The organism is Glutamicibacter uratoxydans (assembly GCF_006539925.1).
In the GTDB taxonomy this organism is placed as follows: domain Bacteria; phylum Actinomycetota; class Actinomycetes; order Actinomycetales; family Micrococcaceae; genus Glutamicibacter; species Glutamicibacter uratoxydans.
In genome coordinates, this window is the sequence record NZ_BJNY01000036.1 from 1 (window position 1) to 12,316 (window position 12,316).

10 protein-coding genes are annotated in these 12,316 nt (G+C 59.3%); 8 read left to right on the forward strand and 2 right to left on the reverse strand.

The annotated features are described in order from the left end of the window. Positions 1-119 precede the first annotated feature (119 nt). The 5 genes from alr to AUR04nite_RS17560 all read left to right on the forward strand — a co-directional run bounded on the left by alr (position 120) and on the right by AUR04nite_RS17560 (position 5,463). Entirely contained in the window at positions 120-1,319 is a 1,200-nt protein-coding gene (gene alr / locus AUR04nite_RS17535; protein WP_141367562.1) for an alanine racemase, read from the forward strand. Next, positions 1,312-2,574: a tRNA (adenosine(37)-N6)-threonylcarbamoyltransferase complex dimerization subunit type 1 TsaB gene (tsaB, locus tag AUR04nite_RS18485; protein WP_307723239.1), complete on the forward strand. Its 1,263-nt coding sequence runs from the start codon at positions 1,312-1,314 to the stop codon at positions 2,572-2,574. The genes alr and tsaB overlap by 8 nt, the downstream gene beginning before the upstream one ends. Further along, positions 2,571-3,032, forward strand: coding sequence for a ribosomal protein S18-alanine N-acetyltransferase (gene rimI, locus AUR04nite_RS17550; RefSeq protein ID WP_141367564.1), 462 nt, complete (start codon positions 2,571-2,573; stop codon positions 3,030-3,032). Before tsaB ends, rimI begins: the two co-directional genes overlap by 4 nt. Continuing rightward, complete coding sequence (gene tsaD / locus AUR04nite_RS17555; protein ID WP_246055596.1) at positions 3,029-4,108, forward strand: tRNA (adenosine(37)-N6)-threonylcarbamoyltransferase complex transferase subunit TsaD; 1,080 nt, start codon at positions 3,029-3,031, stop codon at positions 4,106-4,108. Before rimI ends, tsaD begins: the two co-directional genes overlap by 4 nt. A gap of 323 nt (positions 4,109-4,431) precedes the next feature. Continuing rightward, complete coding sequence (locus tag AUR04nite_RS17560; RefSeq protein WP_246055597.1) at positions 4,432-5,463, forward strand: Fic family protein; 1,032 nt, start codon at positions 4,432-4,434, stop codon at positions 5,461-5,463. Between the two features lie 44 nt (positions 5,464-5,507). Here AUR04nite_RS17560 and AUR04nite_RS17565 read toward each other — a convergent pair whose 3' ends face one another. Together AUR04nite_RS17565 and AUR04nite_RS17570 are read right to left on the reverse strand one after the other, a co-directional pair. Beyond that, a complete protein-coding gene (locus AUR04nite_RS17565; RefSeq protein ID WP_141367567.1) occupies positions 5,508-6,650 on the reverse strand; it encodes a glutamate--cysteine ligase in 1,143 nt (380 codons plus the stop codon). Positions 6,651-6,822: 172 nt separating this feature from the next. Then, positions 6,823-8,064, reverse strand: a complete 1,242-nt coding sequence (locus AUR04nite_RS17570; protein ID WP_141367569.1) for a THUMP-like domain-containing protein — start codon at positions 8,062-8,064, stop codon at positions 6,823-6,825. Positions 8,065-8,591: 527 nt separating this feature from the next. On the opposite strand from AUR04nite_RS17570, the gene AUR04nite_RS17575 reads away from it, so the two are divergent. The 3 genes from AUR04nite_RS17575 to groL form a co-directional block, all read left to right on the forward strand. Further along, positions 8,592-10,169 carry an amino acid permease gene (locus AUR04nite_RS17575; protein ID WP_141367589.1) on the forward strand — a complete coding sequence of 526 codons (1,578 nt, stop codon included), beginning with the start codon at positions 8,592-8,594 and terminating at the stop codon, positions 10,167-10,169. 370 nt (positions 10,170-10,539) lie between these two features. After that, positions 10,540-10,836 (forward strand): co-chaperone GroES, encoded by a 297-nt coding sequence (gene groES, locus AUR04nite_RS17580; protein ID WP_141367571.1) that lies wholly within the window; start codon positions 10,540-10,542, stop codon positions 10,834-10,836. A 33-nt stretch (positions 10,837-10,869) separates the two neighbouring features. Further along, a partial coding sequence (gene groL, locus AUR04nite_RS17585) for a chaperonin GroEL (protein WP_141367573.1) occupies positions 10,870-12,316 on the forward strand: 1,447 nt, incomplete at its 3' end.

Here is a 12,316-nt window from a genome sequence, read left to right on the forward strand (position 1 = left end):
GGATAGCAGTCGTCCAACGGCTGCTATCCCCGCCTCCAACTTTTAAGCCGCACAACACTGTGTTCCAGTGCGCAGTCAGCTTCCGGGCATGCGCTTGGCAAAAGTGGGAAGATGGATAGGTGAACTCCGAAGCACTTGAGCAAAGCACCGAAACCGCCCAGCTAACCGTGACCACCTCGCCGAAGTGGGAACGCCGCGCGGTGATCGACCTGTCAGCCATCCGCAATAACGTCAAGCAAGTTGCAGACCTCGTCGCCCCCTCAGCAGTCATGGCAGTCGTCAAGGCAGACGGCTACGGGCACGGAGCGCTGCAGGTGGCCAATGCCGCACTGCAGGCCGGCGCAACCTGGATCGGCTGCGCTCACGTCACCGAGGCGCTGGCCCTGCGCAAGGCGGGCATCGACTCGGCAATGCTCGCATGGCTGCACACAGAAGACACCCCCTTCGATGAAGCCATCCTGGCCGGCATCGACCTTGGCGTCTCCGGCTGGGACCTGGACGCCATTGCGCAAGCCGCGCAGCGAGTGGAAACCCCGGCACGCATCCACATCAAGGTGGATACCGGGCTGGGCCGCAACGGCTCCACCATGGCAGACCTGCCAGGCCAGCTGCAGCGCGCCAACGAGTACCAGGAAGCAGGCCTGCTGCGCGTGGTGGGCATCTTCTCCCACCTGGCGGTGGCCGACGAGCCGGAACGCCCGGAAACCGATGAACAGCTGGCAGTGTTCGAGCAGGCCATTGAACTGATTGAAGCAGCCGGCTTCGATCTGGAAGTACGGCACATCGCCAACACCCCAGGCATCCTCTCCCGCCCGGACTCGCACCACGACATGGTGCGCCTGGGACTCGGCCTCTACGGGCTGAGCCCTTTTGAAGACGAAGCACCCGACAAGTTCGCGCTGCGCCCGGCGATGAAGCTGATCACCCGCGTCGCCAACGTCAAGAAGGTTCCCGCAGGCCAGGGCGTCTCCTACGGCCTGAACTACCGCACCAGCGAAGAAACCTACCTAGGCCTGATCCCCATGGGCTACGCCGACGGACTGCCGCGCGTCGCCACCGGGGGACCTGTCACCGTCAACGGCAAGACCTACCCGGTCCGCGGCCGCATCGCCATGGACCAGTGCGTCATCGACCTGGGGCCAGAGGTGAACCCGGAGGACTTCATCGGCAAGGAAGCCATCATCTTCGGCGAAGGCGGACAGTCGGTGAACACCTGGGCCCACGCTGCAGGCACCATCAACTATGAGGTCGTCACCCGCATCTCGCCGCGCGTTCCGCGCTTCTACGTCGAAGGTAGCTGGGGCGAAGCCGGTGAGTGAAGCAGCCAAGGAATTCTCCTGCCAGCTCAATGACCTCACCGCCACCGAAGCACTTGGCGAGGCGCTCGGCGCCAAGCTGCAGGCTGGGGACCTGCTGATCCTCACCGGGGCGCTGGGCGCAGGCAAGACCACTTTGACCCAATCGCTGGGGCTGGGACTAAAGGTACGCGAAGGAATCATCTCCCCGACCTTCGTCCTGGCCCGCCAGCACCCGTCGCTGGTGGACGGGCCGGGGCTGATCCACGTGGATGCCTACCGGCTCAAGGACCAGAATGACGTGGACACGCTGGATCTTGAATCCACCTTGGCCGAATCGGTCACCGTGGTGGAGTGGGGGCTGGGCAAGGTTGAACACCTGACCGACTCGCGGCTTGAACTCATCCTCGACCGCGAGGCGCTGGCCGGGACCGTAGATCAGCCTGAGAACCCCTGGGAAGAATCCGAAACAGAAATCGACGAGCCCCGCCTCTTCACGCTCAAGGCCATCGGCCCGCGTTGGGACGAGCAGGCTTTCGAGGAATTGAAGTCGGCGCTGCTGCATGCCGAGCTACCGGAGAAGCACATGCCTAACTACCTATCCATCGACACCTCTGCCCATGCCTCGGTGGCATTGCTCGACGCAGAGACCGGCACCGTCATCGACCTGCGCACCTCGCCCAAGGGCAATGACCAGACCGAAACCCTGGCAAGCTACGTCCGCGACCTGCTGGCAGAGAACAACCAGAACGGTCCGGATCTGGCTGGCATCTTCGTCGGCGTCGGCCCAGGTCCCTTCACCGGCCTGCGCGTAGGTCTGGTAGCTGCCCGCACCTTCAGCTTTGTCTGGAACGTCCCGGTGCACGGCGTCATGTCCCTGCACGCGCTCGCCGAGCGGGTGCTGGACCAGGATGCAGTTCCTGCTGAATTCGTGGTGGCAGCGGACGCTCGCCGCAAGGAGCTCTACTGGGCGCGCTACGATGCCCAGGGCACCTTGCTCGACGGCCCACACGTTGCCGCCGCTTCTGCGCTTCCAGCCCTGCCGGTGTACGGCGTGGGTGCTGGGATCTACGACGAAGCGCTGAAGGAAATCGGCGCCCAGCCGGTGGCCGAGTCCTTTGACTGGATTGCCGATGCAGCGAACCTCGCAGAGCATGGTTTCAAGGACTTGGCTGCCGGCAAGGACCTGTCCAATACAGCGCCGCAGTACCTTCGCGAGTCCGACGCCCAGGTTCCTGCCTTCATGAAGAAAACCTCTGAGAAGGCAGCGAAGGCATGAGCGTTGAATTGCGCGCGATGACAGCCGGAGACATTCCTGCTGTCCATCAGCTGGAAACCGAGCTGTTCCCAGAAGATGCATGGCCCCTAGCCGGCTTTGAATCTGAACTGGCTCAGGCCGATACCCGCAAGTACTGGGTTTATGAAGACGAGGGCCGAGTGATCGGCTACGCCGGGCTGTGCACCGTCCTGCCCATCAGCGATGTGCAGACCATCGCGATCTCGCCCGAATATCAGGGGCAGGGCCTTGGCCGGAAGATGATGAATCTTCTGATCGACACCGCACGGGAGCTGAAGGCATTGGACGTGATGCTGGAAGTGCGCTTCGACAACCCCACAGCGATCAACCTGTATGAGTCGTTGGGCTTCACTACCATCCACCGCCGCCCGCGCTACTACAAGGGCGGCATCGACGCACTGATCATGAGACTGCAGCTGGAGAAGGAAACAAACGCGTGAGCACCATCAAGGAACCGGTAGTCCTCGGCATCGAATCTTCCTGCGACGAGACCGGCGTGGGAATCGTCCGCGGCACCAAGCTGCTGGCCAACGCCGTCTCCAGCTCCATGGACGAGCATGTCCGCTTCGGCGGCGTGATTCCTGAGATTGCGGCGCGTGCGCATCTTGAAGCCTTCGTGCCGACCCTGCAGTCGGCGCTCGACACCGCCGAGCTGACCCTAGACGATATCGACGCCATTGCAGTAACCAGTGGCCCGGGCCTGGCCGGTGCGCTGATGGTCGGCGTCTCCGCTGCGAAGGCCCTGGCCTTGGCGACGGGCAAGCCGCTCTACGGGATCAACCACCTCGTGGCGCACGTGGGCGTAGGAGTGCTGGAAGGCACCATGCTTCCTCCAACTTTCGGCGCGCTGTTGGTGTCCGGCGGCCATACCGAAATCCTGAAGGTCACCTCGCTGACCAATGACGTACAGCTGCTTGGCTCGACGATTGATGATGCAGCCGGCGAAGCCTATGACAAGACTGCCCGACTGCTGGGGCTCGGCTATCCGGGCGGCCCTGCTATCGACAAGGCTGCCCAGGACGGGGACAAGAAGGCTTTCCGGTTCCCGCGGGGACTTACCCTGCCGAAGTTTGTCGGGTCGGCCGAAAACCCAGGCAAGCACCGCAACAACTTCTCCTTCTCCGGGTTGAAGACGGCTGTGGCGCGCTGCGTGGAGCACTTCGAAGCCAACGGTGAGCCAATCCCAGTTGCTGATATCGCTGCCTCATTCCAGGAAGCCGTCGTGGATGTCATTACCTCCAAGGCAGTTCGCGCTATGCAGGAACAGGGACTGACCACCCTGCTGCTCGGCGGGGGAGTTGCTGCGAATACTCGCCTGCGCGAGCTGCTGGCGGCACGCTGCGCTTCGGCGGGTATCGCTTTGGTTGTTCCACCGTTCTCGCTGTGCACAGACAACGGCGGAATGGTGGCCGCACTGGGTGCCCAATTGGTTGCCGACGGCGCAGAGCCGTCGGGGCTGGATTTTGCTACTGACTCGTCGCAGCCGGTGACGCAGATCGTTCTTTCCCACAAGTAATAGCGAAAGTAATGGCCGCCTTCGGGTGGCCATTTTCGTGTTCCGATGTCGGAATACCTCACCGATCTCGTTGCAGTGATCTTGGACGGGCTAATCTGGTGGACGTTGAGTGGAAGACGTGTTGTGCAATTTCGCGGTTACTTGCATTGCGGACCTTGATGCAAGTAGAGGCATGGCCGTCGGTGGAGTATGAAGAGCGTCCATGGATATCAAATTTTGACGCTTCGCTATCTCGTAGAGCTCGAATGGCGGCAAGGGGCCCTTACAGAGCCGCTGTACCGGGAATAATTGCACTGGCAACGCCTAAGATCTCCAGCGAAGTCTTGGCCTTGGTCGATGATGCGAGCCGCGAACTAGCCCGGTTTGATACCCAATTGGGCTCAACGCCGATGCACATGTCGTCAATTCTCTTGCGTTCTGAGAGTGCTTCGAGTTCCGAAATTGAACAGATCACAGCATCGTCAAAACAGCTGGCTTTGGCTGAGCTTGGACCTTCAAAGCCAGGGAACGCGTACTTGGTTGTCGCGAACGTTCATGCCATGAGCGCTGCTATGGATCTATCGGCTGAGTTGGGTCCTGAGCCAATAATTGAGATGCACAGGATTCTGATGGAGGACTCAGATCCTCGGCTTACGGGACATTGGCGGCAACAACAAGTATGGATTGGCGGAGGAGCCCAGTCGCCTCATCGAGCCCACTTTGTGCCGCCGCATCATGAACGCGTTGACGCATTGATGAATGATTTGGTGCAATTCATAGCACGAACGGATCTGCCGGTTCTGATCATGGCGGCGCTGGCGCATGCCCAGTTCGAAACGATCCACCCGTTTCCCGATGCCAATGGTAGAACTGGGCGCGCACTCATTCATTCTGTTTTGAAAAGTTCCGGCCTCGTTCGAAATGCGACGACGCCAATATCTGCGGGACTGTTGTCATCCGTCGACAATTATTTTGACGCGCTGACTGCCTACCGAAAAGGTGAGAGTGAGCCGATTATTATCCGCTTGGCAGAGGCCTCATTCGAAGCGGTGACTTCAGGCCGCTGGCTTGTGGAACAGCTGGCCCAAGTGCGTTCGAATTGGAATAGCCACCACCGATTCCGCGCTGGATCCACCGCCCAGAAAATGCCTGATTTACTGCTTCAACAGCCTGTGGTCTCGACAGCATTTGTCGCCAAAGAACTAAACGCGAGTGTTGTAGCTGCGACTAATGCCATTGAACAACTCGAAGAGCTCCAGATTCTCACCAGGGCAAATTCTGGTTCGAGAAACAGACTATGGCAAGCACCGGAAGTTCTGGATACCCTCGACGATTTCGCTTCGAGAGTTCGATGCCGCGGGCGCGTGAAGTTCTAGACCGTCTCTATTTTCGTCCTTAGACAGGCGCAGCCACGGGCGGCCTACACCGCATTCATCCGGGATACGTTGTCGCGAACGATAGCTCGGTAGTCGCCTTCTGAAGCCTCAAAGGCACGTCGCTGCAGCTGGTACTCGGCGCCACGCTCAATCAATCGAATGATGCCTTGAAGTTCATCCGCGCAGCCGAGCTGCTCGGCAATAGGGGTCAGCCGCTTCACTTCACTGCGAAGGTGGTCGGTTACCAGCATTTCATCGCCCTGGGCATTCAGAATGATGATGGCATCAAGTCCGTAGCGGGCGGCGCGCCATTTGTTCTCCACGCGGTACCAGTCAGGCATGACTGGAATCTTGTTTCCTGCTTCCAAAGCCAACGACATGTCATGTACCAAGCACTGGGTCAGCGCCGTCACTGCACTGATGTCTTCCAGAGAGCTCATGCCGTCGCAGATGCGCATTTCAACGGTGCCCAAGCGGGCTACCGGGCGTACGTCCCAGCGGATCTCGGAAATGTCATCGATCACGCCGGTGTACAGCATGTCGGCAACATAGGACTCGTACTGCGACCAAGTGTCAAAGTGGAAGGGAATGCCGGCAGTCGGCAACTGCTGGAACATCAGAGAGCGCTGCGAAGCATAACCGGTGTCTTCGGCGCCCCAGTAGGGGCTGGAAGCACTGAGCGCCTGGAAATGCGGCTGGTAGTTGATTAGGCCGTCGGTAATTGGCAGTGCCTTTTCCCGGTCGTCCAAACCTACGTGGACATGTACGCCGTAGATCACCATCTGGCGTCCCCACCACTGAGTGCGGTCAATCAAGTTGGCGTAGCGCTCTTTATCGGTCACCGGCTGGGAAGTCGGGGCCGCGAAGGGGTGCGAACCAGCGCAATAGAGATCAACACCCAGGGGAGTGGTGACCTCGCTGAGTGTGCGCACATTGGCCCGAAGCTCCTCGGCTGCGCTCGAAACGGTCTTATGGACACCGGTGACAATTTCAACGGTATTCATCAGCAGTTCCGGCTTGATGGTCGGGTGTTCCTCGTGGCGGGGAATGCCGGCATTATCTTTGAGCTGTCCCAGCACCTGTTCCGCAATTGAACAGAGATCCGCAGTTTCCTGATCGACTAGCGCGATTTCCCATTCAACACCGATAGTGGACTGGGGCGAGTCGGCGAATTCGATCTTCTGCACGGGACTCCTTTAACTGCGTAGTCGATCCAAGCAGAGCCTGAACCGTGATGAACGATAATCAGCAAGCCCCGTAAACGTACGGAGAATGGCCGTAACCATTGTATTTGGTGGTACGAGTTTCCCACTTCGACGGCACAAAGTCAGTCGAAACCGCGTCATATGACGTATCGAATTAGTGCGGTTCGACTTCGAACGCTACACGCTTGTCGCCAATGCGGGCGAGGATCAGAGTTGCCTTGTTCTTTGCGCTCTTAGGCGTGCCTGCCAGAAGGATGCGGCGCAGTTCTTCGGGGGTCACGTCGACGCCTCGTTTTTTGATGTCCAGGGTGCCAATGCCGTTGGCCTTGACCCAGCTGCGCAGTTTTTTGACGTTGTAGTCGTGAACGGCAATGACCCTGTAGCCCTTGGCGAAGGGGGTTGAGAACTTATCTTTATGAGTGAAGTAGGCAATGTGCTCGTCAAGCAGGTGTCCGCCGGTTGATTCCAGCAAGGTTGAAATCAGATGGGACCGGATGACTGCGCCATCTGGCTCATAGATGTGCTCTTCGAGCTCGCCGACTGGGGCCGCTGCGTCAGCTGTAACGGTGACTGGACTGGTGAGTTCGTGGGCGCCGTCCTTGTCGATGACCAGCGCTGCTCGGGCAATGTTTTCACGCTTCAGCCGGCCAAACCAGAGGCAGGCTTCGATGACAGAGCCGTGGTCTGAAATCCACACGGCTTCTGCCGTCTCGGGGATGGCCTCATGTGGCATTCCTGGGCCGAGCTTTACGCCAACGTCCATGCCTGAATCTACAAGCTGCTCGACGAACGAGAGGGGAGGGGAGAAAGCTTCAGGGTCAAAGAGGCGTCGAGTGCTGCCCTTGACGTCGGTGCGCCGGGCAGGGTCCAGCCAGACGCCATCGATTTCCGTTAGGTCTGCATCTTGGGCGCTGCCGTGAATGACGGTGGCGTTTTCAAATGGCATCAGGTTCAAGGTTGTCGCAGCAGCGGTAGTCTCATCCATCTCTACCGCGGTGACCTTCAGCCCGGCACTGGCCAATGCGATGGAATCGGTGCCGATGCCGCAGCCCAGATCGGCTACATGGGTGCAACCTGCATTGGCGAAGCGGCGTGCGTGCAAGCCGGCGATCGTCAGCCGCGTCGCCTGCTCCAGGCCTGCCGGAGTAAAGACCAGCGAGTCGGCAAAGGGGCCGAACTTCACGCGTGCGCGGTAGCGAAGCTCCGCTTGTGCCATCACAGCACGCACTACCTGGGCATCGTGGCCCTCGCGGCGAAGTTTTTCATTCAATGACCAAGCCGCATCTTTAGTAGCAACCATCGACGGGTCGATAGTTGACAGCAAACTCCAGCCTTCGGCAGAGAGGAGTGCAGCAAATTGTTCATTGAGCGTTGAATCGTTAGAAGCCTGAGCCATAGTTCAAGCCTAGCGGTGTTAATGTTCGGATCTTCCGAGCAGCCCGGTGTCCTGCGCCACGGGGTTTGAAAGAGTTGTTGGCGTGATTGGTGCCCGCTCCGAAAATTTATGCAGTAGCTATGATCGAGTCGCGGTTGAACTTTCGTTAGGAAGATAAACTACGCGTCACAAACGCGTCACATTGGCGTCTTTAAGAATTTTCTTTCGCGATTTGCGCTAATGCTCGAATGAAGATGTGAAGCAGTTCATGAGGAAATGTGAGCGTTGGGTCGCCAAACCGCAGGCGTCATGTGCGTAAGGAAAACTTTTCCATGGAAGTAAATGAGATAGGAAAGCGTAACCCTTGTCACGTCTTGGGTTCGTTCAACGTTTTTAGCGCGAAGCCGTGCCGTAAAGTTCTCCGCTTCATTTTTCCGAGAGCCGCAGAGCGGCTTCAAGTGGCGCAGGAAATCGGCTGAACCACTTGTCGCTCATTCGATGCAACTTGTCGCCAAAGGGCCATTTCTTGGTGTTTCATTTCACATGTGATGAATCAAAGCGAGAAGACCTTGGAGTCTTCGCAAGAGAAGTCAGGCGCCTCAACTGACTCTGTATCTGTCAGTGCCGATGCCTCAGAGCACAAGCTCAAGCGCGGGCTAAGCAGCCGCCACCTCCAAATGATCGCCATCGGCGGTTCCATTGGCACTGGTCTATTCGTCGCCTCCGGCGGCACCATTGCCCAAGCGGGTCCCGGGGGAGCGCTCGTTGCCTATGCCGCGGTAGGCCTTATGGTCTACTTGCTGATGCAGTCGCTCGGCGAAATGACAGCCAAGATCCCAGTGGCAGGTTCCTTCCAAACCTTCGCTACTCGCTTTGTCTCCCCATCCTTTGGCTTTGCCATCGGCTGGAACTACTGGTTCAACTGGGCCATTACCGTGGCCGCGGAGCTGGTTGCCGCGGGCATCGTTATGAGCTTCTGGTTGCCCGATGTTCCAGGGTGGATCTGGGCTGGCGGATTCCTTGCCTTGCTGACCGGGTTGAACGCCCTCTCGGCCAAGGCATTCGGCGAAGGCGAATTCTGGCTCGCACTGATCAAGGTCGTCACCGTCGTCGCCTTCATCATCGCCGGCCTGTTGATGATCTTCGGAATTCTCGGAGACCACACTGACCCTCTAGCCAATTGGAAGATCGGCGACGATGTATTCCATGGCGGATTCGTATCCATCATTTCGGTCTTCATGATCGCCGGCTTCTCCTTCCAGGGAACCGAACTCGTTGGCGTTGCGGCCGGCGAGGCAAAGGATCCTCGCCGCGAAGTGCCAAAGGCTATTCGTTCGGTCTTCTGGCGCATCATGATCTTCTATATCGGTGCAATCTTCGTCATCGGCTGCCTGCTGCCGTTCACCGATCCAAGCCTGCTCTCCAGCGGCGAAGCCGACGTGGCTTCCTCGCCGTTCACCCTGGTCTTTGAGCGTGCAGGAATTGCCTTCGCCGCCGCCGCAATGAACGCAGTCATTCTGACCGCGATCCTCTCCGCAGGCAACTCGGGACTCTACGCTTCGACCCGCATGCTCTACTCCATGGCGCACGACGGCAAGGCTCCAAAGATCTTCGGCCGCGTCAACCGCCGCGGCGTGCCAATGGCTGCGCTGCTGGCAACCGCAGCAATCGGCCTGTTCGGCTTCCTGACCGCCTTGGTGGGCCAGGGTGCGGCTTACGCCTGGCTGCTGAATGTCTCCGGCTTGTGCGGCTTCATTGTCTGGGTTGGCATCGCCATCTCGCACTACAGGTTCCGCAAGGGATACCTCGCGCAGGGATACAGCGTGAAGGATCTGCCGTACCGCGCCCCATTCTTCCCATTGGGCCCAATCGTTGCCTTCGTGATGTTGATTCTGGTTATTGCAGGCCAGAACTATGAGGCAGTGCTCGCCGGCCGAGGAATGGAAGTGCTCTCCGCTTACATCGGCCTGCCAATCTTCCTTGGCCTGTGGCTGGTGCACCGACTGGTCACCAAGTCCAAGGTAGTGAAGCTGACCGAGATGGACCTGTCGGCCCCGGATGACATCGAGGAATCTGCAGAAGTCCGCACCAAGCGCAGCTGCGATGAACTGAAGGCCAACGGCTAAAGCTGGCTCGGCTGCCTCAATGAGGCGTCGCAAGTCATCTGGCGCATCCCCGCAGGGAAAACGACACAGTTTTCCTGGCGGGGATGTGCTGCGTTAAAAGAGTCTTGGGCTATGTCTTGGGGAGTGGATCTGCGCTCTGAGTGAACCGGTGGCGGGAAGTAGTCTGTTCGTTAGCACTCGCCTTGACCGAGTGCTAATGATCGTCCTAAAGTCATCAGTGGACGTTGTACTCTACAGATTTCTAAGAAAGATGTAGACCATCAACTACCGCCTGACTGGATACCACCAACTGGCACCGCGACGACGGTTGGTCCAATGCCAGTAGGGCGCACCCCTACACCATTGGTTCATACACTGAAAAGGAGAGACCATGTCTGTCTCCATCAAGCCGCTCGAAGACCGCATTGTCATCAAGCAGGTCGAAGCCGTCACCACCACCGCTTCCGGTCTGGTCATCCCAGACTCGGCCAAGGAGAAGCCACAGGAAGGCACCGTTGTTGCAGTAGGCCCAGGCCGCGTAGACGACAACGGCAACCGCGTTCCACTGGACGTGGCTGAAGGCGACGTAGTTCTGTACTCGAAGTACGGTGGAACCGAAGTTAAGGTCGGCAACGAAGAGTACCTGGTGCTCTCGGCTCGCGACGTTCTGGCAATCGTCGTCAAGTAACGCCTTCCTTTACAACTTTTCAGGAGTAAATGCATGGCTAAGCAGCTAGCATTCAACGAGGACGCACGCCGCGCCCTTGAAGCGGGCATTGATAAGCTCGCAAACACTGTGAAGGTCACCCTCGGCCCACGCGGCCGCAACGTGGTGCTCGCCAAGACCTGGGGAGCCCCGACCATCACCAACGACGGTGTCACCATTGCCCGTGACATCGATCTGGAAGATCCATACGAAAACCTCGGCGCCCAGCTGGCCAAGGAAGTTGCCACCAAGACCAACGACGTTGCAGGCGATGGCACCACCACCGCTACCGTCCTGGCTCAGGCACTGGTCAAGGAAGGCCTGAAGAACGTGGCCGCCGGCGCCGCTCCAGGAGATGTCCGCAAGGGCATCGAACTGGCCGCCGACATCGTCTCCGAACGCCTGGCCGTCAACGCAGTGGCAGTGGAAGACAAGGTTGCCAACGTAGCAGCGATCTCCGCACAGTCCGAAGAAATCGGCGACCTGCTGGCAGAGGCCTTCAAGACCGTTGGCACCGACGGTGTCATCACCATTGAAGAATCCTCCACCACCGCCACCGAACTGGTCCTCACCGAGGGCATGCAGTTCGACAAGGGCTACCTTTCGCCGCAGTTCATCACCGACGCAGACCGCCAGGAAGTTGTCCTGGAAGATGCGCTCATCTTGATCAACCCAGGCAAGATCTCCACCGTGGCAGAATTCCTGCCGCTGCTGGAAAAGGTCCTGGAGGCCAAGAAGCCGCTGCTGATCATCGCCGAGGACGTCGAGGGCGAAGCCCTGTCGACCCTGGTGGTCAACAAGCTGCGCGGCCTGCTGTCCGTAGTTGCCGTCAAGGCTCCAGGCTTCGGCGACCGCCGCAAGGCAATGATGCAGGACATCGCGATCCTTACCGGCGCGCAGGTTGTTTCCCCTGAGCTGGGCCTGTCCCTGGACCTGGTGGGCACCGAGGTGCTCGGCACCGCTCGCCGCGTGACCATCACCAAGGATTCCACCACCATCGTTGATGGCGCTGGCACCGAGGAAGATGTCCAGGACCGCGTTTCCCAGCTGAAGGCCGAGCTGAACCGCACCGATTCGGAGTGGGACCGCGAGAAGCTCTCCGAGCGTCTTGCAAAGCTGGCCGGCGGCATCGGCGTCATCAAGGTCGGCGCTTCGACCGAGGTTGAGCTCAAGGAGCGCAAGCACCGCATCGAGGACGCTGTGTCCTCCACCCGTGCAGCGCTTGAAGAGGGCATTGTTGCCGGCGGCGGTACCGCACTGGTTGACGCCCTGGCCGCCCTGGATGAGGACTCCCGCGCTACCGGCGCTGAAGGCGACGTAGCTGCAGGTATTGCAATCGTCCGCCGCGCACTGGTTCAGCCTCTGTTCTGGATCGCTACCAACGCCGGCTTCGACGGTGCTGTAGTTGCTTCCAAGGTGGCGGAGTCCCCGGCAAACGAGGGCTTCAACGCACGCACCGGCG

Bases quoted from the DNA above. Each gene is read 5' to 3' on its own strand.
- AUR04nite_RS17575 (WP_141367589.1), top strand. From the start codon at position 8,592: ATGAATCAAAGCGAGAAGACCTTGGAGTCTTCGCAAGAGAAGTCAGGC.
- rimI (WP_141367564.1), top strand. From the start codon at position 2,571: ATGAGCGTTGAATTGCGCGCGATGACAGCCGGAGACATTCCTGCTGTC.
- groES (WP_141367571.1), top strand. From the start codon at position 10,540: ATGTCTGTCTCCATCAAGCCGCTCGAAGACCGCATTGTCATCAAGCAG.
- AUR04nite_RS17570 (WP_141367569.1), bottom strand. From the start codon at position 8,064: ATGGCTCAGGCTTCTAACGATTCAACGCTCAATGAACAATTTGCTGCA.